Source organism: Pseudomonas sp. MF08831, from assembly GCF_059862645.1.
Window position 1 is genome coordinate 417,199 of sequence record NZ_JCBCUX010000004.1, and the last position, 26,126, is coordinate 443,324.

Consider the following 26,126-nt stretch of genomic DNA (forward strand, 5'->3'; position numbering starts at 1 on the left):
CCCTACCCCCGCCGATCCAACAGATTCACCACCAACCGATCAATCCAGCCCCACACCCGCTGCTTGACCCGCCGCCACAACGGCCGCGACTTCCATGCTTCCAGGCTCACGGCCTGGCTCTTGGCAAAATCGCGTTCGAAACTGTCAGCCACGGCCAGCGTCAACAGCGGGTCCAGCGCTTCCAGGTTGGCTTCCAGGTTGAAGCGCAAATTCCAGTGGTCGAAATTGCACGAGCCGATGCTCACCCAATCGTCCACCAGCACCATTTTCAGGTGCAGGAAGCACGGCTGGTATTCGAAAATCTGCACACCGGCGCGCAACAAACGCGGGTAATAACGGTGCCCGGCGTAGCGCACGGAGGGGTGATCGGTGCGCGGGCCGGTGAGCAGCAAACGCACATCCACCCCACGCCCGGCCGCGCGGCGCAAGGCACGGCGCACACTCCAGGTCGGCAGAAAATACGGCGTGGCCAGCCAGATTCTTTGCTGGCCACTGTTCAAGGCGCGGATCAGCGACTGCAGGATATCGCGGTGCTGACGCGCGTCGGCATAGGCGACGCGCCCCAGGCCTGGCCCGGTGGCCGGCACCTTGGGCAGGCGCGGCAAACCAAAATGGGTAGCGGGCTTCCATTCACGGCGAGCGGCATTGGCGTGCCATTGCCGCTCGAACAGCGCTTGCCAGTCCAGCACCAACGGGCCGCTGATTTGCACCATCACTTCATGCCATTCGGCCGTGTCTTGCCCTGGCGTCCAGAATTCATCGGTCACGCCGGTGCCGCCGACCACGGCAATGCTCTGGTCAATCAGCAACAGCTTGCGGTGGTCGCGGTACAGATTGCGCATCCAGCGCCGCCAGCTCAGGCGATTGTAGAACCGCAGCTCCACGCCCGCGTCGGTCAGGCGCTTACGCAAACTCAGGGTAAACGCCAGGCTGCCGTAATCATCAAACAAACAGCGCACCCGCACGCCGCGCTCGGCGGCGAGTACCAGCGCCTGGACCATGGCGTCGGCGCAGGCGCCGGCTTCCACCAGGTACAACTCCAACTCGACTTGCCGCTCAGCGCGGGCAATGCCCGCCAGCATCTGCGGAAAGAAACGCGGGCCGTCGATCAGCAACTCGAAACGGTTGGCGCTGCGCCACGGGAAGACTGCGCCGCTCACGTCAGCGCGCCGTAAAAATCAGTACCGCACCCACCGGCACCGACAAACTGATCGACTTGAGCCCCGCCGCTTTGCGCAAGGTCGCCACGCCCGGCGCCAGGTCAAAGTCTTCGGCATGCAACACCACCGGCTCCAGGGTCACCACCTGAAAGCGCCGGTCATCCAGGCGCGTGGCCAGCAGTTCGGCGCTGTAGGTCTGAGTCTTGCCGTGCAACGTCACACTCAACGGCAGGCGCAATTCCAGCTGCGCGCCGGGGGCCAAATCGTTGATGGGTTGCAGGTTGATTTGCGCAGTGATCAGCGCTTCGGGGAAGGTCTTGATGTCGAACAGGTCATTGCGCATGCGCTCATCGCGCAGCGGGATGCCGCTATTGATCGACTCCACCTCCACTTCCAACTGGGCCGCGCCCTGGCTGTCGACCTTGCCGTGCAACACCAGAAAGCGATGCACTTCTGCAATTTCGGTGTTTTTGGTGGTGACGAACGACAGGCGTGAGGATTCGTTATCCAGATACCAGTCGGCATGGGCAGGCAGAGCTGCAGCCGTCAGCAGCGTGAAGGCCAGGGGTTTGACGTTGAACATAAAGACTCGTGAGGCAAAAAACCTGGACGAACCTTAACTGTGCCGGGTGCCGGGCGCAATGTAACTGACAAAGCCGATCAAGGTGGGAGCTGGCTTGCCTGCGATAGCGACAGGTCCGTCAACATTTCTGTCGCCTGTGCCGCCGTCTTCGCAGGCAAGCCAGCTCCCACAGGGAATTTGGGGTGTGTCAGGGATTCAGGCGGCAGCCTTGGCGATCACCTATCCAGCGCGCCGTATGCGTGCGCCCCAACCCACTGGCCGTCACTTCACTGCGCTCCGGGTTGTCGTTGAACGCGCTGGTCGGCACGTACTGCTTCACATACCCGAGGCAATACTCGGCCGGATTGTTCTCCACATACCGGCACGAGCAATATTCCTTGGCGGTGTACGCCGCGATGATGTCGGGGAAGGCTTGCAGGTTGACGCGCTCATGCCAGACCCAGCCCAGCAACGCGAGCAACAACAGTAGAAACAGGCTGATGAACGGGTGACGACGAATCATGGTTGCACCGCCGCGAGCACGCGTTTGAGCAATTCGTTGTGGCGGTAGCTGCCGTCGCGGTCGTCGCCGTAGCGCACGATCACCAGGTGTTCATCGGGCATCACAAACAGCGCCTGGCCCCAGTGGCCGAGGGCGGCGAAGGTGTCGGCCGGAGCGTCGGGCCACGGGCGGGGCGCGCCTTGTACTTCGCGGTTCAGCCACCACTGGCCGCCGGGTACGGCTTCGTCCTGGCCGACTTTGTAGTTGTCGAAGGGTTGGCGGTTGAAGGCGACCCACTCTTCAGGCAGCAATTGCTGCGCGCCCCAGCGCCCATCGCGCGCCATCAGCAGGCCAATGCGCGCCAGGTCGCGGGCGGTGAGGTAGGCATAAGAGGACGCGACGAAGGTTTCGTCTGCGTCGGTTTCCCAGGTGGCGTTGTGAATGCCCAGCGGCTTGAACAGCGCGTCCCACGGGTAACTCATATAGGCCTTGTGGCCGAGCATGCCTTTGAGGGTGGCGGAGAGGATGTTGCTGTCGCCGCTGGAGTAGCGGAAGGCTTGACCCGGTGCCGCTGCGGCCTCGGTGTCGGCGGCAAACTCGGCCATGTCGGCGCGGCCACGGGTGTAGAGCATCGCCACCACCGAGGATTTCAACGGCGCGTATTCGTAATCTTCCTGCCAGTCCAGGCCCGAGGCCCAGTGCAGCAGGTCGGCCATCGTCACCTTGGGGTGCTGCTTCATCGGCGGGTAGAAGCGTGCGGCGGGGTCGCTAAGTTTGAAGCGATTTTCGCCATAGGCCACGCCGAGCACGGTAGCCATCAGGCTTTTGCTGATCGACCAGGTCAGGTGCGGCGTGCTCGCGGTAGTGGGTGCGGCGTAGCGTTCGTAGATGATTTCGCCGTCACGGATCACCAGCAGCGCGTCGGTGCGAATGCCTTGGCGGGTGGCGTCGTCACGGGTTGGGAACGCATAGGCAGTCAGCGCATCGACAGCGGGGCCGGTGAGTGCTGTGCCTTGGGCCCAGTCCTTGTCAGGCCAGGTGTCGGCGTGGGCGGCAACGGTGACGAACAGCAGGGCAACGCACAACAAGCCTCGGACCATGGACGCGAACTCAAGGGGGCATTCGAGCCCGCGAGCCTAGCCCAGGCGCATGACAGATTGGCGACATCAACGGCTGTCATCTAAGCGTCACCGTAACTTCATGGCGCTGACACCGAGCCTACATAGCCTGAGTTTGGACAAACAAGTCGACCGGCCGGAACGTGGCTGGCACTCGGAGATTCGCCATGACTCAGATCGCCCGCATCAGCGACACCGGCAATGAACGCCGCCTGCAAGCCGAACGCCTGATTGGCGCCAAGGCGTTGCAGGAAGCCCAGGCCCTGCGGTTCAACGTGTTCAGCGGCGAGTTCAACGCCAAGCTGAAAGGCGCGGAACTGGGTCTGGACATGGATGACTATGATGTTCACTGCAGCCACATCGGCGTGCGGGATTTGAACAGCGGTCGATTGGTCGCCACCACCCGTTTGCTCGACCACCAGGCCGCCAGCACCCTGGGCCGGTTCTACAGCGAAGAAGAATTCAGCCTGCACGGCTTGCTGCACCTGCAAGGCCCGATCCTGGAAATCGGTCGCACCTGCGTCGACCCGGCCTACCGCAACGGCGGCACCATTGCCGTGTTGTGGGGCGAGTTGGCGGAAGTCTTGAACCAGGGCGGCTACAGCTACTTGATGGGCTGCGCGAGCATCCCGATGCACGACGGCGGCATCCAGGCCCACGCGATCATGCAGCGCCTGCGCGAACGCTACCTGTGCAACGAACACCTGCGCGCCGAGCCGAAAAAGCCACTGCCGGCACTGGACCTGCCGTCCAACGTGATCGCCGAAATGCCGCCACTGCTCAAGGCCTACATGCGCCTGGGTGCGAAGATCTGCGGGGAGCCGTGCTGGGATGAAGATTTCCAGGTGGCCGACGTGTTCATCCTGCTCAAGCGTGACGAGCTGTGCCCACGTTATGCTCGCCACTTCAAGGCGGCCATGTGATGGCCCGCCTGCGCGTGTACGGGCGCATCGCCCGGGTGCTGCTGGTGGTCGCACTGGGGCTGAGCATGGCCAGCGTGTTTGGCGTGTTCGAGCGTTTGGGCGTGGCCAACTCGATGGTGCGCCGCCAGCGCTGGTCGCGATTCTTTATGGCGCGGCTGACCCATGCCCTGCCCTTTCGCGTGACGGTGCACGGTGAGTTGCCAAAAACGCCGATGCTGTGGGTGAGCAATCACGTGTCTTGGACCGATATCCCACTGCTGGGCGCTGTGGCGCCGATGTCCTTTTTGTCCAAGGCCGAAGTGCGCACCTGGCCGGTGGCTGGCTGGTTGGCGGCCAAAGCCGGCAGCTTGTTTATCCGCCGGGGTTCGGGCGACAGCCAATTGATCCGCAAGCAGATGACCCGTCACCTGGCGCAACAGCACCCGCTGCTGATGTTCCCCGAAGGCACTACGACCGACGGGCGCAGCCTGCGCACTTTCCACGGGCGGTTGCTGGCCAGTGCGATTGAAGCCGATGTGTCGCTGCAACCGGTGGCCATTCGTTATCTGCGTGATGGGCAAGTGGACCCGCTGGCACCGTTTATTGGTGACGACGATTTACTCTCGCACCTGATGCGCCTGTTTTCCAACGACCAGGGCGATGTCGAGATTCATGTGCTGCAGCCGATTGCGTGTGCTGGGCAGGAACGCGCAGCGCTGGCATTCCAGGCGCAGCAGGCGGTGCAGAAGGCGTTGTTTGGGCCGTTGCCGGAGGCTGAGCGAGTGGATGCTCGACCGGCGTTCGCAGCTTGAGATGAACTGAACACAGTTCAACATGTGGGAGCTGGCTTGCCTGCGATTGCGATCTACCTATGAATGCATCTGTTGCTGACACACCGCTATCGCAGGCAAGCCAGCTCCCACATGTTTTAGAGCTCAGTGGTCAGATGGGCTCGTGCAAATTCCTGCAACTCGGGATAGAACACCCGAAAGTCCTCACTCAACGGCTCATACAACACCCGCAACTCCTGCATGGCATGCCTCAATTCCTCGGGCTGGGTCAAACGCCGTGAGATCCCGCGCAACACCTGCTCCATCACCGCGAACTCGCGGTACGAACCCAACCAATCATCCGCCGCCATATAGGGTGCGATCTGCGCCAGCCGTCCCGGCAACTGCGGCTCGGCCGCCAGCACGCGGTACACCTGCGCCGTGAAGCGCTCCAGCGGCTGGTCGGCATACAGCGCCCAGTCCCGCGCCAGGCAGTGATCGAAAAACACATCCAGGACAATCCCGGCGTAGCGCTTGCGGGTCAGGCTGAAGCGTGACAACGCCTCGCCTACCAAGGGGTGGCTGTCGGTGAAGCGATCGATGGAGCGATGCAACTGGATCGCCGCCTCGATTTGCGGGCTGAACTGGCCCTGCAGGCGGCCTTTGACGAAGTCGCCATAGAGGCTGCCCAGCAATTGCGCAGGAAGTTGGCCGCCCAGGTGCAGATGTGCGAGATAATTCATGGCGCGCAGTCTACCACTGCCCTCCATGTATCGTTATAACCCGATATACCGAAATAGCCGGTCTTAAGACCAAAAGCATATTGGTGTATCGGGATGTAACGATTTAAAGTTCGCCTCATCGCGATATAACGTTTTACGAAAACGAGCATCTGCCATGTCCATCGACCTCGACGAAATAATAAAAGCCCTGGCGCACCCAGTACGACGAGACATCCTCACCTGGCTGAAAGACCCGAAAGTGCAGTTCCCCGAGCAATTGCACAACCACGAATACGGCATCTGCGCCGGGCAGATCGACCAGCGCTGCGGCTTGTCCCAGTCGACCGTGTCGGCCCACCTGGCAACCTTGCAACGGGCGGGTTTGATCAGCAGCCAGAAGGCCGGGCAGTGGCACTTTTTCAGACGCAATGAGGAAGTGATCCAAGCCTTTCTCACGGCGCTTATTACAGAACTCAGCGCACCGGCGCTGTAACAAGGAAACGCAAATGCCCCTCTCGCTACTCATACTGGCCCTGAGCGCCTTCGCCATCGGCACCACCGAGTTCGTCATCATGGGCTTGCTGCCCGATGTGGCGGCGGACCTTGGCGTGTCGATTCCCGGCGCCGGCTGGCTGGTCACCGGCTACGCCTTGGGCGTGGCCATCGGCGCACCCTTCATGGCACTGGCCACCGCCAAGCTGCCGCGCAAGGCTGCCCTGGTCGCGTTGATGGGCATCTTTATCATTGGCAACCTGCTCTGCGCCCTGGCCAGTGACTACAACGTGCTGATGTTTGCCCGTGTGGTCACCGCGCTGTGCCACGGTGCGTTCTTTGGTATCGGTTCAGTGGTCGCCGCCAACCTGGTGCCGGCCAACAAGCGCGCTTCGGCAGTGGCCTTGATGTTCACCGGCTTGACCCTGGCCAATGTGCTCGGCGTGCCGCTGGGTACCGCGCTGGGCCAGGAAGCCGGCTGGCGCTCGACCTTTTGGGCCGTGACGGTGATCGGCGTTGTGGCGCTGATCGGCCTGATCCGCTTTCTGCCGGCCAAGCGTGACGAAGAAAAACTCGACATGCGCGCCGAACTGGCCGCCCTCAAAGGTGCCGGCATCTGGTTGTCGCTGACCATGACCGCGCTGTTCGCCGCCTCCATGTTCACCCTCTTCACCTACGTCGCGCCGCTGCTGGGCGACGTCACCGGCGTGTCGCCCAAAGGCGTGACCTGGACCCTGTTGCTGATCGGCCTGGGCCTCACCGTGGGCAACATCATCGGCGGCAAGCTGGCGGACAAACGCCTGGCGGCCACCTTGATCGGTGTGTTCATCAGCATGGCGGTGGTGTCCACGGTACTGACCTGGACCAGCGTCGCGGTGATCCCGACCGAGATCACCCTGTTCCTGTGGGCCACCGCCTCGTTCGCCGCCGTGCCGGCGCTGCAGATCAACGTGGTGACTTTCGGCAAGGCCGCACCGAACCTGGTGTCCACCCTGAATATCGGCGCCTTCAACATCGGCAACGCCCTCGGCGCCTGGGTCGGCGGCAGTGTGATTGCCCACGGTTTCGGCCTGACCAGCGTGCCGTTGGCGGCTGCGGCCCTGGCGATCCTGGCCCTGCTGGTGACCCTGATTACTTTCCGTCAGAGCGGCGATGCCGACCTGGCCCCTGCGACCAACTGATCAATCCACTTAAAGAGAAGGGTGTTATCCCATGACGACTATTTTCGATCCGATCAAACTGGGCGACCTGCAATTGTCCAACCGCATCATCATGGCGCCGCTGACCCGCTGCCGTGCCGATGAAGGCCGCGTACCCAACGCGCTGATGGCCGAGTACTACGTGCAACGCGCGTCTGCCGGGCTGATCCTCAGCGAAGCCACCTCCGTGACGCCGCTGGGCGTGGGCTACCCGGACACCCCGGGCATCTGGTCCAACGACCAGGTACGCGGCTGGGCCAATGTGACCAAGGCCGTGCACGGCGCGGGCGGCAAGATCTTCCTGCAACTGTGGCACGTCGGCCGCATTTCCCACGAGTCGTACCTGAACGGCGAAACCCCGGTGGCACCGAGCGCGATCCAGCCCAAGGGCCACGTTAGCCTGGTGCGTCCGCTGGCCGACTACCCGACGCCACGCGCGCTGGAAACCGCTGAAATCGCCGATATCGTCGACGCTTACCGCGTCGGCGCCGAAAACGCCAAGGCCGCAGGCTTTGACGGCGTGGAAATCCACGGCGCCAACGGTTACCTGCTCGACCAATTCCTGCAAAGCAGCACCAACCAGCGCACCGACAACTACGGCGGCTCCCTGGAAAACCGTGCGCGCCTGCTGCTGGAAGTGACCGACGCCGCCATCGACGTCTGGGGCGCCGGCCGCGTGGGTGTGCACCTGGCACCGCGTGCCGACTCCCATGACATGGGCGACGACAACCTGGCCGAAACCTTCACCTACGTCGCCAGTGAACTGGGCAAGCGTGGCATCGCGTTCATCTGCTCGCGCGAAAAAGAAGCCGGCGACAGCCTCGGTCCACAACTGAAAAAAGCCTTCGGTGGCCCGTACATTGCCAACGAACGCTTCACCAAGGACAGCGCCAACGCCTGGCTGGCCTCGGGCAAGGCAGACGCGGTGGCCTTCGGCGTACCGTTTATTGCCAACCCGGACCTGCCGGCCCGCCTGAAGGCCGACGCGCCGCTGAACGAAGCGCACCCGGAAACCTTCTACGCCAAGGGCCCGGTCGGCTACATCGACTACCCAACCCTGGCGCTTTGATCGTCTGAAACGCAAAAAGCCCCGGTTCGCAGGAACCGGGGCTTTTTACTGCACGCTGGAATACTCAGAGATCTGAATGTGGGAGCTGGCTTGCCTGCGATAGCAGCGTTGTGGTGCCTCTGGCGGACCGAGGTGTCTGCATTGCGGGCAAGCCCGGCTCCCACACAAGCCGCCACACCATCTTGATTTGCGCCAGCTTTGGAAACATTCCTTCACAGGCTTGCAACAATATTGCTACAAAATACTTAGGCGGCTACCTATCAACCGGCCGCCAGCCCGTATATAAAGTCACCCCACCCTTCAGGCGCAAGGACGATTGACTGTCTCTCGTCTTTACTGTTGACACAACTGGACGCAATTACGCATTTTGTCTTAATTGCGCAGGCTGGGGCTCAGGCGCAGCATGTCCAGCCCTGCATCAACCCAGCGCTCAGCCTCTTGATGCAATTGAAAGCTGTCGGGCACCAGAAGCCATTGGCCGATCAGCCCATTGATGTAGGCATGCATGCACACCGCACCACGGGTGGTGTCGAGATTTTCCGGAAGCTGCCCGCGATGGACCGCGTTACGCAATGTCAGGCCGATACGCAGGTTGCATTCCAGGCTATGGGTCTGGCGCTGGCGACGCATGTCACACATTTCATCGGTGAACTCGCACTTATGAAACAAAATCTCATTGATGCGCCGGGTTTTCGGGTCCAGGGCCACCTGATGAAACAAATGAATCAGCAGCTTGCGCATACAGCCAAGCGGGTCGACTTCATCCTCGCTTTCACTCGCCCGGGCCAGTTCGTCCAAGGGTTCGTGCAGCGTGTCCAGCAATGCCTGGAGCAAATCGGACTTGTTGCTGAAATGCCAGTAGATGGCACCGCGCGTCACACCGGCCAGCGCCGCGATGTCCGCGAGCGTCGTGCGCGCAACGCCGCGCTCGTAAAAGGCCTGTTCAGCGGCTTCGAGAATCTGGCTGCGCGTTTCCTGAGCTTCCTCTTTGGTGCGACGAACCATGGCAGTAAAACCTCAATCAGAACACTTGGGACTATCGGTAACGCAGCTTTAATAGGCGGTAACGATCATCTGAATAATTGTGGGACGACACCGTCATGGGCGCCGAACGTACTAAAATCGAGGCTTTTGGACATGCTTTGTCAACATTCCGCGAAGCCTGTCAAGAGTTTACAAACAACCATGAACGTAAGTATATTGCGTAGCAAGCTACTTATCTACTCACAGCTTGTTTTTTACCCTTCCACACTTCTTGTGCGCATTCTGCGCGCCTGACCCGAGGATCTTCATGCAACTTAAGCCAGCTGTTACCGCTCTGGTCACTGCCGTCGCCCTGGCATCGCTGCTCAGCGGATGTAAAAAGGAAGAAGCGGCTCCGCCCGCTCAAACCCCTCAGGTCGGCGTGGTCACCATTCAACCGCAAGCCTTTACCCTGACCTCCGAATTGCCGGGGCGTACCACCGCCTTCCGCATTGCGGAAGTTCGGCCTCAGGTCAACGGCATCATTCTCAAGCGCCTGTTCAAGGAAGGCGCCGACGTGAAGGAAGGGCAACAGCTCTACCAGATCGACCCGTCGGTGTATGACGCGACCCTGAAAAGCGCACAAGCCAGCCTGACCCAGACCAAGTCCATCACCGACCGCTACAAGCAGTTGGTCGATGAGCAAGCCGTCAGCCGCCAGGAATACGACACGGCCGTCGCCAACCGCATGACTGCCGAAGCAAACGTTCAAACCGCCCAGATCAACGTGCGCTACACCAAAGTGTTCGCGCCGATCTCCGGGCGTATTGGCCGTTCTTCGGTCACCGAAGGCGCACTGGTCAGCAATGGCCAGGCCGATGCCATGGCCGTCATCCAGCAACTGGACCCGATCTACGTCGACGTCACGCAGTCTTCGGCTGAAATGCTGAAACTGCGCCGTGACCTGGAAAGCGGCCAGCTGGAAAAAGCCGGCGAAAATGCCGCCAAGGTCAAGCTGACCCTGGAAGATGGCAGTGCCTATGGCCAGGACGGCAAGCTGGAATTCTCTGAAGTGTCGGTCGACCAGACCACCGGTTCCGTGACCCTGCGCGCCGTGTTCCCGAACCCTGATCACACCCTGCTGCCGGGCATGTTCGTCCACGCCCAGCTGCAAGCTGGTGTGAACAGCAAGGCCATTCTGGCCCCGCAGCAAGGCGTGACCCGTGACCTCAAGGGCATCCCGACTGCGCTGATCGTGAACAAGGACAACAAGGTCGAGCAACGTCAGCTGGTCGCCAACCGTACTGCCGGCGCCTACTGGCTGGTGGAAAAAGGCCTGGACGCCGGTGACCGCGTGATCACCGAAGGCCTGCAATTCATCAAGCCGGGCATCGAAGTCAAGGTCAAGGACGCAGACAACGCCAAACCCGCCGGCACTGCCGCAGCGCCTGCTGCCGATGCTGGTAAAGGGGAGTAATCCATGTCGAAATTTTTTATCGACCGTCCCATTTTCGCCTGGGTAATTGCCCTGGTGATCATGCTGGTCGGGGCACTGTCGATCCTGAAGTTGCCCATCAACCAATACCCGGCCATTGCGCCGACCGCCATCGACATCCAGGTGACCTACCCAGGCGCGTCCGCACAAACCGTGCAGGACACCGTGGTGCAGGTCATCGAGCAACAGCTCAACGGTATCGACAACCTGCGTTATGTCGCCTCGGACAGTAACTCCGACGGCAGCATGACCATCACCGCGACGTTCAACCAGGGTACCAACCCGGACATCGCCCAGGTTCAGGTGCAGAACAAGCTGAACCTGGCGACCCCACTGCTGCCGCAAGAAGTACAGCAGCAGGGTATCCGCGTGACCAAGTCGGTGAAGAACTTCCTGATGGTGATCGGTCTGGTGTCGGAAGACGGCAGCATGACCAAGGACGACTTGTCCAACTACATCGTGTCGAACATCCAGGACCCGATCTCCCGTACCGCCGGTGTGGGTGACTTCCAGGTGTTCGGTTCGCAGTACGCCATGCGTATCTGGCTCGACCCGGCCAAGTTGAACAACTACCAGCTGACGCCGGTGGATGTCAGCAACGCCATTCAGGCGCAGAACGTCCAGGTGGCCACCGGTCAATTGGGCGGCCTGCCTGCCCTGCCCGGCACTCAGCTGAACGCCACCATCATCGGCAAGACACGTCTGCAATCGGCCGAAGAGTTCGGCAAGATCCTGATGAAGGTCAATGCCGACGGCTCGCAAGTTCGCCTGGGTGACGTTGCCCGTATCGAACTGGGTGGCCAGAACTACAGCATCAGCGCGCAGTTCAACGGCAAGCCGGCCTCGGGTATGGCGCTCAAACTGGCCGCCGGTGCCAACGCACTGGACACCGCCAAGGCGATCCGTGCCACGGTTGCGTCCCTGGAACCGTTCTTCCCGCCTGGCATGAAGGCGGTGGTGCCGTATGACACCACGCCGGTTGTGACCGAATCGATTTCCGGTGTGGTTCACACCCTGGTCGAAGCGATCGTGCTGGTGTTCCTGGTGATGTTCCTGTTCCTGCAGAACTTCCGCGCCACCATCATCACCACCATGACCGTACCGGTGGTATTGCTGGGCACCTTCGGGATCCTCGCAGCGTTCGGTTTTACCATCAATACCCTGACCATGTTCGGCATGATCCTGGCCATCGGCTTGCTGGTGGACGACGCCATCGTTGTGGTGGAAAACGTCGAGCGGGTAATGGCCGAGGAACACCTGTCGCCCAAGGAGGCGACGATCAAGTCCATGGGCCAGATCCAGGGCGCCCTGGTCGGTATCGCGCTGGTACTGTCGGCGGTACTGCTGCCAATGGCATTCTTCGGGGGCTCCACCGGTGTGATCTACCGGCAGTTCTCCATCACGATTGTTTCGGCGATGGCGCTGTCGGTACTGGTTGCGCTGATCTTCACCCCGGCCTTGTGCGCCACCATGCTCAAGCCGATCGATCCGGAAAAGCACGGCCAACCCAAGCGTGGTTTCTTCGGCTGGTTCAACCGCACCTTCGACCGTGGCGTACTGAGCTACGAGCGCGGCGTGGGCAACATGATCAAGCACAAGCTCCCGGCATTCCTGGTGTATGCGCTGATCCTGGCCGGCATGATCTGGATGTTCACCCGCATTCCAAGCGCGTTCCTGCCCGACGAAGACCAGGGTGTGATCTTTGCCCAGGTGCAGACGCCGGTTGGCTCTTCGGCCGAACGCACGCAAAAAGTCATCGACGATATGCGCGCCTACTTGCTCAACAACAAGGAAGGCGAGCCAGGCGAAGGCAAAGGCGTTCAATCGGTGTTCACCGTGAACGGCTTCAACTTTGCCGGTCGTGGCCAGAGCTCTGGCCTGGCGTTCGTCATGCTCAAGTCGTGGGACGAGCGTGACTCATCCACCTCGGTGTTCGAGATTGCCAAGCGCGCCCAAGGCTACTTCTCGCAGACGTTCAAGGACGCCATGGTGTATGCCGTCGTTCCACCGTCTGTACTGGAGCTGGGTAACGCCACCGGTTTCGACGTGTTCCTGCAAGACCAGGGCGGCGTTGGCCACCAGAAGCTGATGGATGCGCGCAACCAGTTCCTGGGTGCGGCGGCACAAAGCAAGATCCTGGCGGGCGTGCGCCCCAACGGCGTGAACGACGAGCCGCAATACGAGCTGTCGGTCGACGACGAAAAAGCCAGCGCCCAAGGCATCAGCCTGTCGGACATCCAGCAGACCCTGGCCATTGCCCTGGGGGGTAGCTACATCAACGACTTCATCGACCGTGGTCGTGTGAAGAAGGTGTATGTGCAGGGTGACGCGGCCAGCCGCATGTCTCCGGAAGACCTGGATAAGTGGTACGTGCGCAGCACCTCCGGGAAGATGGTGCCACTGTCGGCCATCTCGTCGGGCAAGTGGATCTACGGTTCGCCGAAGCTCTCGCGCTACAACGGTGTAGCGGCAATGGAAATCCTCGGGACTCCAGCGCCTGGCTACAGTACCGGTGACGCGATGGCGGAAGTCGAGCGCATCGCCAAGGATCTGCCGTCCGGTATCGGTTACTCGTGGACCGGCCTGTCGTATGAAGAACGTCTGTCCGGCTCCCAGGCACCTGCGCTGTACGCCCTGTCGCTGCTGGTGGTGTTCCTCTGTCTGGCAGCGCTGTACGAAAGCTGGTCGATTCCAATCGCGGTGATCCTGGTGGTGCCACTGGGTGTGATCGGTGCATTGATCGCCACCAGTCTGCGCGGCCTGTCCAACGACGTGTTCTTCCAGGTGGGCTTGCTGGTGACGGTGGGTCTGGCAGCGAAAAACGCCATCCTGATCGTGGAATTCGCCAAAGAGCTTCACGAGCAGGGCAAAGGTATTGTCGAGTCGGCCATCGAAGCCTCTCGTATGCGTCTGCGTCCGATCATCATGACGTCCATGGCGTTCATGCTCGGCGTATTGCCGCTGGCCATCTCCTCGGGCGCAGGCTCAGGCAGCCAGCACGCGATCGGTACCGGCGTAATTGGCGGTATGATCACCGCCACCGTCCTGGCGATCTTCTGGGTGCCACTGTTCTTTGCAACCGTGTCGTCTGCTGGCGAGCGCAACAAAAAGACGGACACTACTGAAACTCCTAAAGAGGCTGGCCAATGAGCAAGTCGCTACTTTCCCTAGCCGTCACGGCATTCGTGCTCAGTGGCTGCTCGCTGATACCTGACTACCAGCGCCCTGAAGCGCCGGTCGCAGCGCAGTACCCGCAGGGGCCGGCGTATTCGTCGGCCCAGGCGCCGGGCCAGGCCGCTGCCGAGCAGGGCTGGAAGCAGTTTTTCCATGACCCGGCCCTGCAGCAACTGATCCAGACCGCGCTGGTCAACAACCGTGACCTGCGTGTCGCGGCCCTGAACATCGATGCCTATGCGGCGCAGTACCAGATCCAGCGCGCCGACCTGTTCCCGGCCATCTCGGCCACTGGCAGCGGCAGCCGCACACGCACCCCGGCCAAGTTGTCGCAGACCGGCGAAGCGGGCATCACCAGCCAGTACTCGGCCGGCCTCGGCATCAGCTCGTATGAGCTGGACCTGTTCGGCCGCGTGCGCAGCCTCAGCGAAGAAGCACTGCAAAAGTACTTCGCCACTGAAGAAGCGCGGCGCAGCACCCAGATCAGCCTGGTGGCCAGTGTGGCCAACGCCTACCTGACCTGGCAGGCCGACAAGGAACTGCTCAAGCTGACCCAGGACACCCTCGGTGCCTTCGAGCAGAGCTACAAGCTGACCTCGCGCAGCAACGAAGTCGGCGTGGCCTCGGCCCTCGACCTCAGCCAGGCGCGCACCTCGGTGGAAAACGCGCGGGTGCAACTGGCGCGCTATACACGCCAGGTGGCCCAGGACGAAAACAGCCTGACCCTGCTGCTTGGCACCGGTTTGCCGGCCAATATCGCCAGCAAGCCGCTGTCGGATGACCTGCTCAGCGAAGTGCCAGCCGGGTTGCCATCGGACCTGCTGCAACGTCGTCCCGACATTGTGCAGGCCGAGTACAACCTCAAGGCCGCCAACGCCAACATCGGCGCGGCGCGTGCAGCGTTCTTCCCGAGCATCAGCCTCACCGCCAGTGCCGGTACTGCCAGCCCAACTTTGGGCGGCCTGTTCAAAGGCGGTTCGGGCACCTGGTCGTTTGCGCCGCAGATCAACATCCCGATCTTCAACGCCGGTAGCCTGCGCGCAAGCCTGGACTACTCGAAGATCCAGAAAGAGATCAACGTGGCCAACTACGAGAAGGCCATCCAGACTGGCTTCCAGGAAGTCTCCGACGGCCTCGCCGCGCGCGCGACTTACAAGCAGCAACTGGACGCCCAGCGTGGCTTCGTCGCGGCCAACCAGGATTACTACCGCCTGGCCGAGCGTCGCTACCGCATTGGTGTCGACAGCAACCTGACGTTCCTCGACGCCCAGCGCCAACTGTTCAGTGCCCAGCAATCGCTGATCACCGACCGTCTGGCGCAGCTCAACAGCGAGGTCAACCTGTACAAAGCCCTCGGTGGTGGCTGGAACGAGCAGACCGCGAAGAACGAGCCTGTGAAAGAAGAAGCACCGGCACTGAAGTTGTTCTGATCGTGCTGCTGTAAATAAAACCGCTTCCCTTACCGGAAGCGGTTTTTTTTGCCGCTTCATTAAGCACCGTGAATCAAAGGTGGGAGCTGGCTTGCCTGCGATAGCGGTGTGTCAGCCACACCTGTACTGACTGACCCGCCGCTATCGCAGGCAAGCCAGCTCCCACAGAAAAGCAAAACAGAAGCGGTGTGCCAGTCGACCTAAAGGGGGAGCTGAACTCGGTTAAATTGTGGGAGCGGGCTTGCTCGCGAAGGCGGTGGGTCAGTTAAAAATGAGCTGACTGACACACCGCATTCGCGAGCAAGCCCGCTCCCACATTTGGACCTCATCACCTCAGGAGGTCCTCTACTGCTTTGTTTTTGCTGTGCTTTTACCTCTGCCAACTCAAGCCCACTGTACTGTGCTTTTTATTTTGATCTGGCAGGCCCCGCGCATTCCCGACCCCACACGGCGACCCGTATCAAGTCTCGCACCTTGCTTTCTGCGGAACCTTTCAGGGTAAAATTGGTTACAGATTCTTACAGACCACAAAGGGAGCTTGTCGTAATGATCGTAGGAATCGACCTGGGCACAACCAACAGCCTGGCCGCTGTCTGGCGCGGTGACGCTGCCGAAATGGTGCCCAATGCCCTTGGCCAGTTGCTGACCCCGAGTGTGGTCGGCCTGGATGACCAAGGCCGTATCCTGGTGGGCCAAGCCGCCAAGGAACGCCTGCACACCCACCCGCACCTGACCACCTCGCTGTTCAAGCGCTACATGGGCAGTGCCACCGAAGTGCGCCTGGGCGACCGCTCGTTCCGCCCCGAAGAACTCTCGGCGCTGGTGCTCAAAAGCCTGAAAGAAGACATCGAGCGCACCTACGGCCAAAGCGTCACTGAAGCCGTGATCAGCGTGCCCGCCTACTTCAGCGACGGCCAGCGCAAGGCCACGCGCATCGCCGGTGAACTGGCCGGGCTCAACGTTGAAAAACTCATCAACGAACCCACCGCCGCTGCCCTGGCTTACGGCCTGCACCAGCGTGACAAGGAAACCTCGTTCCTGGTGTTCGACCTCGGCGGCGGCACCTTCGACGTGTCGATCATCGAGCTGTTCGACGGCGTGATGGAAGTGCGCGCCAGCGCCGGCGACAACTTCCTGGGCGGCGAAGATTTCGACACCTTATTGCTCGAACACTTTGTCGACAGCCAGCGCAACGCCCAGGGCTTCCCGCCCACCAGCACCGTGCTGCAAGCCCTGCGCCGCGAAGCCGAGCGCGTGCGCAAAGCCTTGGGCCAGGACGACAGCGCCGAGTTCGCCCTGCGCGTTGACGGCCAGCAATGGGTCACAACCATCACCCAGGCTGAACTCGCCAAGCTCTACACGCCCTTGCTGGAACGCCTGCGAGCGCCGATTGAGCGCGCCCTGCGTGACGCACGGATTCGGGTCGGCGATCTGGATGAAATCCTGCTGGTCGGCGGCACCACGCGCATGCCGCTGGTGCGCAAACTGGCCGCCGGCTTGTTCGGACGCTTCCCGTCCATCAGCCTCGATCCGGACCAGGTGGTCGCTCACGGCGCGGCGATTCAGGCAGCGCTCAAGGCCCGTTCGGCAGCGCTGGAAGAGATCGTGCTGACCGACGTCTGCCCCTACACCCTGGGCATCGAAACCTCGAACCAATATGGCGGCCATATCGAAAGCGGGCATTACCTGCCGCTGATCGAGCGCAACAGCAGCGTGCCGGTCAGCCGGGTCAAGAGTGTGGTCACCCTCCACGACGACCAGAGCCGCGTGCTGTTGAAAATCTACCAGGGCGAAAGCCGTCTGGTGAAAGACAACATCGAACTGGGCCAGCTGGAAATTCCCGTGCCCAAGCGCAAGGCCGGCGAGGTCTCGCTGGACGTGCGCTTCACCTACGACAACAACGGCTTGCTCGAAGCCCAGGTGAACATCCCGCTGACCGGCGAGCAGCACTCACTGGTGATCGAGAACAACCCCGGCGTGCTCAGCCCGCAGGAGATCCAGCAACGTCTGCAAGCCCTGGCGCTGTTGAAGATTCACCCGCGCGACCAGCAGGTCAACACCGTGCTGACCGCCCGCCTCGAACGGCTCTACCAGGAAAACCTCGGCGAGTTGCGCGAGCAGCTCGGGCACTGGGCCGCGCAGTTCCAGCAAGTGCTCGACACCCAGGACGAACGCCGCATCCGTGAGGCCCGCAGCGAACTCACCCGTCAACTAGAGCAACTCGACAACGGGTTCTGGCGCTGAGGGAGAACGACATGGACTGTTGGGCAGTGTTGCAACTGGCGGACGACGCCGACGAGCGCACCATCAAGCGCACTTACGCGCGGCTGCTCAAAAGCTGCCGCCCGGACGATGACGCCGAGGGTTTCCAGCGCCTGCGCGAAGCCTATGAACAAGCGCTGCATATCGCGCGCTGGCGGGCCGAGCAAGAGGACGAAGAGGTCGAAGTCATCGACGCGCCCGTGGCCGAACTGGCCGACGGCAACCCGCATGAATACGCGGAGTTTGACGATACTCGCCCTGTCAGCCCTGCCCTCTTCGACCTGCCGCCCGAGCAGACGCGCGCGCAAGCGCTGATCAACGGGCTGGGCGCTCACACCCTCGATGAGCGCTGGGAACAGGCACAGCATCAACTCTGCGCCGATGCCTTCCAGGCAGCTCTGCTACGCCAGTGTTTCGATGCCCCCGGCGAGCGTGCGGCAATTGCCGCCTGGGCGGTGCAGCACTTGGAATGGCTGACGCCCTGGCAGCGTGTGGCGATGAGCCCCTGGCAACATGAGGCGCTAAGCGGCGAACTGCTGCAGGCTTATCGCCAGGCGCTGCAGGAACAGCTGGAGCAAAAGGCCGAGCGCGAGTTCATCAACCAGCTCAAAACCTACAACCAGCAACCCTGGCTGCGCGTGTTCGACCTGCAACAACAATGGCAGCGCATCGTCCTGCAACTGCTCCACGACACCACGTGGAGCGTGCCGTTGTTTGAGCGCGTCTGCCAGGTCTTTGGCTGGGATGACCAGAAAGGCATGCACCCCGAGCCCGAGTGGATGTGGCGGGGCCTGGTTGAACGCTGCGAGCAGGAGAGTTTCTACGACACCCTGCTGGAAAAAGCCCAAAACGGCCCGCGCAACGCACCCGACACCTTGCCCGCACGCGTGCTGCTGACGCGGATGCCGACCGCCGAACAGCACCGTTTGATGTCCCAGTTTGGGGATGACCAGTGGAACGCGTGCCAGCAACTGTCGCAAAAGTTTGCCTGGCGCTACCCGTCGTTACTGGAACGCCTGCCGCAACCCGATGTATTTTTTTGGCGAAAATTTTTGCCGCGCCCGGTCTCCGAACAAACCTGGGGCAGAGTGTGGGGCGGGCTGGCCATTGCTACGTGCGTGGCCTCCATTCACCTGAAAAAAGGGCCGGTGCCGCTCGAACTCTTCATGTTCATGTTGATGACCTTCCTGCCGACCGTCGTCGCCATGCGCCTCACTCAGGGCTGGGCCGCCATCACCTCGCGTTTGCTCGTTGCCGACTTATGGCTGAGCGAGAGGCTGTTGCCCCAACGCTTCAACCCCCGCCAATACTGGTTGGTACTGCGCCACGGTATTCCGCAAGTGGGGATGCTGTTGATGTTCGGCTTTTTGCTCGGGCTGATGGGCATAGTGACGTACCTGGGCATGGTCCTGATCCACTTGTTCAGCCACCGGCGCATGGGCTCGGTCGACGAATCCTTCAATGCCAAATGGCCGTGGATCAGCGGCTTGCATTGGAGTTACTGGAGCCCCTGGCAACTGGTGTTCCTGGTGGTCATGGTGGTACTGACGCTCGCGTGCCAGCTATACCTGCCAGCCTTCCCATTGACCCGCCTGGTTGAATCTCGACTGTAACCGTCACAAGGGCGGGCAGCCCATGCAGGGATGCCCGTCAACTTGCGTTCGATCATCGCCCACAACCCGCCCTGCCCCACTTTCATCGCGCCCACACCGCCAAGCAACATGGCCGGCACCTGCATAACCCCAATAACAACAGGTCCAACACCATGAGCACTTTGCACCCGCGCCAGCTGTGGCTGGCGACCGCTGTCGCCAGTCTTGCCCTCCCCGTCGTCGCTGAAGAACACGGCTTTCTCGAAGACGCCAGCGCCAACCTCAACCTGCGCAATTTCTTCTTCAACCGCAATTACACCAACCCAACCAAAGCCCAGGGCGGCGCGCAGGAATGGACGCAAAGTTTCATTCTCGACGCCCGCTCCGGCTTCACCCAGGGCACGTTGGGTTTCGGCGTGGATGTGCTGGGCCTGTACTCACAAAAGCTCGATGGCGGGCGCGGCACCGGTGGCACCCAGCTGTTGCCGCTGGACCACGACGGCCGCCCGGCCGATAACTTCGGGCGCCTGGGAGTGGCGTTCAAAGCGCGGCTTTCCAAGACCGAATTGAAGGTCGGCGAGTGGATGCCGGTGCTGCCGATCCTGCGCTCCGACGATGGCCGTTCACTGCCGCAAACCCTGCGCGGCGGGCAGATCACCTCCAGGGAAATCGACGGCCTTACGCTTTACGGCGGTCAGTTCCGCGCCAACAGCCCACGCGATGACAGCAGCATGACGGACATGTCGATGTTCGGTAAAACCGCCTTCACCTCCGACCGCTTCAACTTCCAGGGCGGCGAATATGCGTTCAACGACAAACGCACCCAGATCGGTGTGTGGAATGCCCAGCTCAAGGACATCTACCGCCAGCAGTACGTCAACCTGATCCACAGCCAGCCCGTGGGTGACTGGACCCTGGGGGCCAACCTCGGGTTCTTCTACGGCAAGGATGACGGCAGCGCCCGCGCGGGTGACCTGGACAACAAGACCTGGTCCGGCCTGTTTTCCGCGCGTTACGGCGGCAACACCTTCTACGTCGGCCTGCAAAAACTCACCGGCAACAGCGCGTGGATGCGCGTCAACGGTACCAGCGGCGGCACCCTGGCCAACGACAGCTATAACGCCAGCTACGACAACGCCCAGGAAAAGTCCTGGCAGGTGCGCCACGATTTCAACTTTGTCGTCCTCGGCCTGCCGGGCCTGACCCTGATGAATCGCTATATCAGCGGCAGCAACGTGCACACAGGCGCCATCACCGACGGCAAGGAGTGGGGCCGCGAGAGCGAACTGGGCTACACCGTGCAAAGCGGCGCCCTCAAGGATTTGAACGTACGTTGGCGCAACTCCAGCATGCGCCGCGACTACAGCAACAATGAGTTCGACGAGAACCGCTTGATCGTCAGTTACCCGATCAGCCTGCTGTAAGCGTCTGTCAGGGCGAATGGCAGCCGCGACTTGATTGATCGCGGCTGCTTTTCAGCAAGTTGCCTCAATGGGAGCGGGAACGTTCACCGCCACTGCCTCGACTGACGGCCACCGGCGCCTGCGCAACTCACGCGGGCGCGGCAATGGCGGCGAAGACCCGAACCCCTTACGCGTGAAGACAGCCCGCCCCTTCAAGACAAGCGGCACGATTTACCGCTGCTGGCAGCCGCGCTCATGCTGTATCGTGCACGCGCCCATCACCCGGCACAGGGACTCAACGACACGGATGACCAGCTCTGAACCCAGGCCGCCATGAAATACCTGATTGTCATTCTGTCGATTCTGCTCAGCGGCTGCATCGGCGCGCCTATCGCGCTGACGCCGCAGACCGAGCAGCGCCTGCAAGCCCAGGCGCCGATCCGTTTCCTGTTGACCTTTGATGACGGCCCCAGCGCCTCGGGCTACAACAACCCCAGCCGCTCTGTGGTGGCTGACCTGGCGAATAACCCGGTATTGCCGGGCATCAAGGCGGTGTTCTTCCTGCAGACCGAAGCCTCTCGCTCAGGCGGCAGCCCGCGAGGCCGCAAGACCATGGTGCGTGAATACGCGGCGGGCCACGTGCTGGCCTTCCACACCGCCACCGGGTTTCACACCAACCACCGCTGGTTGAGCGACGCCGAGCTTGAAAGCACCCTCAGCCAGGGCGCGGCCGATATCGCCGCCATCACCGGCGCCTCACCCGCGCTGGTACGTCCGCCCTTCTGGAACTACGACAAGCGCACCTTCGCCGCCTACCAGCGCCACGGCATGCACGTATTGCTGACAGACCTGAGTGCCAATGACGGCAAGATCTGGGGCTTCAACGGCAGCCCACGGCGCCGAGCGAATTTGTATCGGCAGCTGTCGGTGGTGCGCGAGCGAATCGCGCTGGGCGAGTTACCGACAGTGGACGGCGTGATACCGGTGGTCGTGACCTTCCATGACATCAACCGCTACACCGCGCGGCACCTGCAGGAGTACTTGCAGATCCTGATGGACAGCGCTCGGATCAACGGCATGAAGACTGCGGCCGAGCCGTTCTACACCGACCGCGCCACGCTGGAACGCGCGGCACTGGCACGCACGGTCAAGGATGTGAATGAAGGGGTGCACCTGCCGGGAGTGTGGAACTGGATATGGGATGCGGATTCCCACTGAAACCAATGTGGGAGCGGGCTTGCTCGCGAATGCGGTGGGTCAGTCAATTTATCTTTAACTGATCCAGCGCATTCGCGAGCAAGCCCGCTCCCACCTTTTTGACCGTGTTTTAAATCAATCCTGGCGCGATTCCACGCCGAGTTCATCCCATACCGACTCGGCGAGATGGAAGGTCGCATTCGCCGCCGGAATCCCACAATAGATCGCGCTCTGCATCAGCACTTCCTTGATCTCGGCGCGGGTCACGCCGTTGCTGGCAGCGGCGCGCAGGTGCAGTTTCAATTCTTCACTGCGGTTCATGCCGATCAGCATGGCGATGGTGATCAGGCTGCGGGTGTGCCGCGGCAGGCCGGGGCGGGTCCAGATATCACCCCAGGCGTGGCGGGTGATCATTTCCTGGAACTCGCTGTTGAATTCGGTCAGGGCATTCAGGCTGCGGTCGACATGTGCGTCGCCCAACACTTCGCGGCGCACCTGCAGGCCGTCGGCGTAACGGTGTTTCTCGTCCACAAAAAAGCTCCTGGTTCAATTGGATCTCGGCTCGATCACCGGTGGCGGCGGCAAGCGCTCGTCACCCGGTTTATTCAGCCAGCAAGAACGTCAGCACCCGTTGACTGAAATCAGCCCCGGCCTGGACGTTGGACAGGTGGGCCGCATAGAACTCGGCGTACTCGGCGCCCTTCACGTGGTGCTGGATAAAGTGGCCACCGGCCGGCGGTGTCACCGCATCCTCGGTCCCGGCAATCACCAGGGTCGGCACTTTGATCGATGCCAACTGTTCGCGAAAATCCGCATCGCGCACGGCGGCGCAATTGGCGGCGTAACCCTCGGGCGACGTGGCAGCGAGCATGTCGGTAATCTGCCTGGCCTGGTGCGGGTTGGCGGCGGCGAAATCGGCGGTGAACCAGCGGGCGATAGACGCGTCACGCAGCGCCACCATGGCGGCCGGGCCATCGCGCAGAACCATCTCGATACGTGGGTTCCACACATCCGGCGTGCCGATCTTGGCCGCGGTGTTACACACCACCAGCCGCTGCAAACGGTCTCCGGCGTGGATGCCCAGCCACTGACCGATCAGGCCGCCCATGGACAGCCCGCAAAAATGCGCACGCTGGATCTGCAGCGCATCCAACAGCGCGATCACGTCGTGGCCCAGTTGCTCAATGCTGTACGGCCCCTCGGTGACCAAGGACTTGCCGTGGCCACGGGTGTCGAAACGCACCACGCGAAAATGCTCGGTGAAGGCCGGAATCTGGATGTCCCACATATGCAGGTCGGTGCCCAGGGAGTTGGACAGCACCAGCACCGGCGCGTCGAGCGGGCCGTCCAGTTGGTAATGCAGTTCGCCCTCGGCGAGTTGTACAAATGGCACAGCGGTCTCCTTACACGGTCAAGGCAAAATGATCGGTCACCGCGCGGGTGACCCACGTGTGCGCCTGGCCAAGGTAGTGGGCCGGGTCGAGCAGGCGGTCCAGTTCAGCGGCTGACAACTCGGCGGTAACCTGCGGTTCGTCCGCCAGCACTGCACGCAGAGGGCGCCCGTCGGCAACGGCGCGTTTGCAGCATTGCTCCAGCAGATGGTGTGCGGTTTCCCGGCCCAGGCGTTGGGCAAGCACGCTGCTGACGGCTTCGGCCAGCACCAGGCCCTGGGTCAACTCAAGATTGCGCGCCATGCGCTCAGGGTCGACCTCCAGCCCGTCGGCCACCAGCAGCGCCTGCTTCAGTGCGCCGGACACCAACCGGCAAATGTCCGGCAGGGTTTCCCATTCGGCATGCCACAGGCCAAGGCTGCGCTCGTGTTCCTGAGGCATGGCGCTCAACATCGTCGCCACCAGGCCCGGCACGCGGGTCGCGGTGCTGATGAGTACGGCGGCGCCCACCGGGTTGCGCTTGTGCGGCATGGTCGATGAACCACCTTTGCCGGGCGCCGAAGGTTCGAACACTTCCGCCGCTTCGGTCTGCATCAACAGACTGATATCACGCCCCATTTTGCCCAGGCTGCCGGCGATCAGGCCAAGCACACTGGCGAACTCCACCAGCCGGTCACGGTGGGTGTGCCAGGGTTGCTCGGGTAAATTCAATTGCAACTGCGCAGCCAAGGCTTCGGCCACCGGCATTGCCTGCTCACCCAGCGCCGCCAGCGTGCCGGACGCGCCGCCAAACTGCAGCACCAGCAGGCGCGGTTTGAGCTCGGCAAGACGCTGACGACTGCGCGTCACCGCCCCCAGCCAACCGGCGATTTTCATGCCCAGGGTCACCGGTGTCGCATGCTGCAACCAGGTGCGCCCGGCCAATGGCACGCGCGCATAACGCTGGGCCTGCACGGCAAGGGTCTCGCCCAATTGCGCCAGGTCAGTGTCGATCAACGCCAGCGCGCGCCGCAGTTGCAGGACCAGGCCGGTGTCCATCACATCCTGGCTGGTCGCGCCCAGATGCACATAACGTTCGGCGCCGGCGTCTTCACTGGCGACCAATGTGCCCAGCGCTTTCACCAACGGAATCGCCGAATTGCCCGCCGTGGCAATCGCCACGCCGAGCGCATCCACATCGTACAAAGACGCCAGGCACGCCTGGGCAATCGGCGCGACGGCGGCCTGGGGAATCAACCCGACCTGGGCCTCGGCGCGCGCCAGCGCGGCTTCGAAGTCCAGCATGCCCTGCAAACGCCCCTGGTCGCAGAACACGTCGGCCATGCTGTCAGCGCTGAAGTAGGCGTCGAACAGTTGATTGCTCGTGCGCAGTGTCATAACTCTTCCTTACAGATCGTGGTGCAGATACGCCGCCTGCTTGGGCAGGCGCAGGCTGAACAGGAAAGCAATCGCCATCATCACGGTGACGTACCAATAGAAGCCGTTCTCCATGCCCATGGATTTCAGGCCCAGCGCGACCACTTCAGCCGAGCCGCCAAAAATCGCGTTGGCCACCGCGTACGCCAGGCCTACGCCCAATGCACGTACCTGGGGCGGGAACATTTCGGCTTTGACCAGGCCGCTGATGGAGGTATAGAAGCTGACAATCGCCAGGGCCAGGGTGATCAGCACAAAGGCCAGGAACGGGCTGCTGACGGTTTTCAGGGTCAGCAGGATCGGCACAGTGCACAGCGTGCCCAGGGCGCCGAACCACAGCATGGAATTGCGTCGGCCGATCTTGTCCGCCAGCATCCCGAACAGCGGCTGCATGCACATGTAGAGGAACAGCGCGCCGGTCATGATGTAACTGGCGGTCTTGGCATGCATCCCGGCCGTGTTCACCAGGTACTTCTGCATGTACGTGGTGAACGTGTAAAAAATCAGCGAGCCGCCGGCGGTGTAGCCCAGCACCGTGATAAAGGCCGCGGTGTGATTGCGCAGCAGCGCGGTGATGCTGCCGGCGTCCTTGTGTTCGCGCATTTCCTTGGTGGTGGTCTCTTTCAAGGTACGGCGCAGCAGCAAAGAGATGAGCGCCGCGACGGCACCGACCACAAACGGAATCCGCCAGCCCCAGGCGCGCAGTTCGTCTTCACTGAGAAATTGCTGCAGGATCACCACCACCAGTACCGCGAGCAATTGCCCGCCGATCAAGGTCACGTACTGAAACGAGGCAAAGAACCCGCGCTGGCCCTTGAGGGCGACCTCACTCATGTAGGTGGCGGTGGTGCCGTACTCGCCGCCCACCGATAAGCCTTGAAACAGGCGGGCCACCAACAACAGGATCGGCGCCCAGATGCCGATGTCTTTGTAGGTCGGCAAAAACGCAATAACCAGCGAGCCGGCGCACATCATCAGCACCGCGATCATCATCGAATTCTTGCGGCCGTGCTTGTCGGCCAGACTGCCGAACACCCAGCTGCCAATAGGGCGCATCAAGAAGCCGGCAGCGAACACACCGGCGGTGCTGAGCAGTTGTACGGTGGGGCTCTCCGACGGAAAAAATGCTGGGGCAAAATAGATGGCGCAGAAGGCATAAACGTAGAAGTCGAACCATTCGACAAGGTTGCCGGACGAGGCCCCGACAATTGCAAAAATCCGTTTGCTGCGTTCTTCTCCGGTGTAGTGAATCGTTTTTGTTGTCATGTTTTTTTCACTCAGTGGGAACGGTTATAGCCTAGACATAC

General features: G+C 61.8%; 22 protein-coding genes. 12 read left to right on the forward strand and 10 right to left on the reverse strand.

Going from position 1 to position 26,126, the window contains the following annotated elements:
* Positions 1-2: 2 nt before the first annotated feature.
* The 4 genes from AC19YS_RS11050 to AC19YS_RS11065 form a co-directional block, all read right to left on the reverse strand.
* Positions 3-1,160 carry a phospholipase D-like domain-containing protein gene (locus AC19YS_RS11050; RefSeq protein WP_500601699.1) on the reverse strand — a complete coding sequence of 386 codons (1,158 nt, stop codon included), beginning with the start codon at positions 1,158-1,160 and terminating at the stop codon, positions 3-5.
* 1 nt (position 1,161) lies between these two features.
* The gene (locus AC19YS_RS11055) at positions 1,162-1,743 is read right to left on the reverse strand and encodes a YceI family protein (RefSeq protein WP_119738894.1); all 582 of its coding nucleotides are present in this window, start codon (positions 1,741-1,743) and stop codon (positions 1,162-1,164) included.
* Positions 1,744-1,930: 187 nt separating this feature from the next.
* Entirely contained in the window at positions 1,931-2,245 is a 315-nt protein-coding gene (locus AC19YS_RS11060; RefSeq protein ID WP_500601701.1) for an amidase, read from the reverse strand.
* Positions 2,242-3,324: a serine hydrolase domain-containing protein gene (locus tag AC19YS_RS11065; protein ID WP_500601703.1), complete on the reverse strand. Its 1,083-nt coding sequence runs from the start codon at positions 3,322-3,324 to the stop codon at positions 2,242-2,244. The genes AC19YS_RS11060 and AC19YS_RS11065 overlap by 4 nt, the downstream gene beginning before the upstream one ends.
* A gap of 185 nt (positions 3,325-3,509) precedes the next feature.
* Here AC19YS_RS11065 and olsB point away from each other — a divergent pair, with 185 nt between their 5' ends.
* The gene (olsB, locus tag AC19YS_RS11070; RefSeq protein ID WP_119738887.1) at positions 3,510-4,265 is read left to right on the forward strand and encodes an L-ornithine N(alpha)-acyltransferase; all 756 of its coding nucleotides are present in this window, start codon (positions 3,510-3,512) and stop codon (positions 4,263-4,265) included.
* Positions 4,265-5,056 (forward strand): lysophospholipid acyltransferase family protein, encoded by a 792-nt coding sequence (locus AC19YS_RS11075; RefSeq protein ID WP_200623577.1) that lies wholly within the window; start codon positions 4,265-4,267, stop codon positions 5,054-5,056. Before olsB ends, AC19YS_RS11075 begins: the two co-directional genes overlap by 1 nt.
* A gap of 116 nt (positions 5,057-5,172) precedes the next feature.
* Here AC19YS_RS11075 and AC19YS_RS11080 read toward each other — a convergent pair whose 3' ends face one another.
* On the reverse strand, positions 5,173-5,757 hold the full coding sequence (locus tag AC19YS_RS11080; protein ID WP_500601705.1) for an acyl carrier protein phosphodiesterase: 585 nt from the start codon (positions 5,755-5,757) through the stop codon (positions 5,173-5,175).
* A 154-nt stretch (positions 5,758-5,911) separates the two neighbouring features.
* On the opposite strand from AC19YS_RS11080, the gene AC19YS_RS11085 reads away from it, so the two are divergent.
* From AC19YS_RS11085 to AC19YS_RS11095, 3 genes are read left to right on the forward strand one after another with little or no spacing between them, the layout of a single operon-like run.
* A complete protein-coding gene (locus AC19YS_RS11085; protein ID WP_106577070.1) occupies positions 5,912-6,229 on the forward strand; it encodes an ArsR/SmtB family transcription factor in 318 nt (105 codons plus the stop codon).
* Between the two features lie 13 nt (positions 6,230-6,242).
* Positions 6,243-7,409, forward strand: a complete 1,167-nt coding sequence (locus tag AC19YS_RS11090; RefSeq protein WP_106577071.1) for an MFS transporter — start codon at positions 6,243-6,245, stop codon at positions 7,407-7,409.
* A gap of 31 nt (positions 7,410-7,440) precedes the next feature.
* Complete coding sequence (locus tag AC19YS_RS11095; RefSeq protein WP_106577072.1) at positions 7,441-8,496, forward strand: alkene reductase; 1,056 nt, start codon at positions 7,441-7,443, stop codon at positions 8,494-8,496.
* A gap of 372 nt (positions 8,497-8,868) precedes the next feature.
* Here the strand turns inward: AC19YS_RS11095 and AC19YS_RS11100 are convergent, their stop codons facing one another.
* A complete protein-coding gene (locus tag AC19YS_RS11100; RefSeq protein ID WP_106577073.1) occupies positions 8,869-9,501 on the reverse strand; it encodes a TetR family transcriptional regulator in 633 nt (210 codons plus the stop codon).
* Between the two features lie 286 nt (positions 9,502-9,787).
* Between AC19YS_RS11100 and AC19YS_RS11105 the strand changes: the two genes are divergently transcribed.
* The 7 genes from AC19YS_RS11105 (at position 9,788) to AC19YS_RS11135 (ending at position 22,033) form a co-directional block, all read left to right on the forward strand.
* Complete coding sequence (locus AC19YS_RS11105) at positions 9,788-10,936, forward strand: efflux RND transporter periplasmic adaptor subunit (protein WP_119738874.1); 1,149 nt, start codon at positions 9,788-9,790, stop codon at positions 10,934-10,936.
* A 3-nt stretch (positions 10,937-10,939) separates the two neighbouring features.
* Entirely contained in the window at positions 10,940-14,104 is a 3,165-nt protein-coding gene (locus tag AC19YS_RS11110; protein WP_119738872.1) for an efflux RND transporter permease subunit, read from the forward strand.
* Positions 14,101-15,558: an AdeC/AdeK/OprM family multidrug efflux complex outer membrane factor gene (adeC, locus tag AC19YS_RS11115; protein ID WP_119738870.1), complete on the forward strand. Its 1,458-nt coding sequence runs from the start codon at positions 14,101-14,103 to the stop codon at positions 15,556-15,558. The genes AC19YS_RS11110 and adeC overlap by 4 nt, the downstream gene beginning before the upstream one ends.
* Before the next feature lie 546 nt (positions 15,559-16,104).
* Positions 16,105-17,802: a molecular chaperone HscC gene (locus AC19YS_RS11120; protein WP_124416654.1), complete on the forward strand. Its 1,698-nt coding sequence runs from the start codon at positions 16,105-16,107 to the stop codon at positions 17,800-17,802.
* 11 nt (positions 17,803-17,813) lie between these two features.
* The gene (locus tag AC19YS_RS11125) at positions 17,814-19,433 is read left to right on the forward strand and encodes a J domain-containing protein (RefSeq protein ID WP_500601709.1); all 1,620 of its coding nucleotides are present in this window, start codon (positions 17,814-17,816) and stop codon (positions 19,431-19,433) included.
* Positions 19,434-19,585: 152 nt separating this feature from the next.
* Complete coding sequence (locus tag AC19YS_RS11130; protein ID WP_179606741.1) at positions 19,586-20,836, forward strand: OprD family porin; 1,251 nt, start codon at positions 19,586-19,588, stop codon at positions 20,834-20,836.
* Between the two features lie 312 nt (positions 20,837-21,148).
* Positions 21,149-22,033 (forward strand): polysaccharide deacetylase family protein, encoded by an 885-nt coding sequence (locus AC19YS_RS11135; RefSeq protein ID WP_106577080.1) that lies wholly within the window; start codon positions 21,149-21,151, stop codon positions 22,031-22,033.
* Between the two features lie 114 nt (positions 22,034-22,147).
* On the opposite strand, the gene pcaC is transcribed toward AC19YS_RS11135, so the two are convergent.
* The 4 genes from pcaC to AC19YS_RS11155 all read right to left on the reverse strand — a co-directional run bounded on the left by pcaC (position 22,148) and on the right by AC19YS_RS11155 (position 26,085).
* Complete coding sequence (gene pcaC / locus AC19YS_RS11140; protein WP_106577081.1) at positions 22,148-22,543, reverse strand: 4-carboxymuconolactone decarboxylase; 396 nt, start codon at positions 22,541-22,543, stop codon at positions 22,148-22,150.
* Between the two features lie 70 nt (positions 22,544-22,613).
* Positions 22,614-23,405 carry a 3-oxoadipate enol-lactonase gene (gene pcaD, locus AC19YS_RS11145; protein ID WP_500601712.1) on the reverse strand — a complete coding sequence of 264 codons (792 nt, stop codon included), beginning with the start codon at positions 23,403-23,405 and terminating at the stop codon, positions 22,614-22,616.
* Positions 23,406-23,415: 10 nt separating this feature from the next.
* On the reverse strand, positions 23,416-24,780 hold the full coding sequence (locus tag AC19YS_RS11150) for a 3-carboxy-cis,cis-muconate cycloisomerase (RefSeq protein WP_200623575.1): 1,365 nt from the start codon (positions 24,778-24,780) through the stop codon (positions 23,416-23,418).
* Positions 24,781-24,789: 9 nt separating this feature from the next.
* Positions 24,790-26,085: an MFS family transporter gene (locus AC19YS_RS11155; RefSeq protein WP_119738854.1), complete on the reverse strand. Its 1,296-nt coding sequence runs from the start codon at positions 26,083-26,085 to the stop codon at positions 24,790-24,792.
* Positions 26,086-26,126 lie beyond the last annotated feature (41 nt).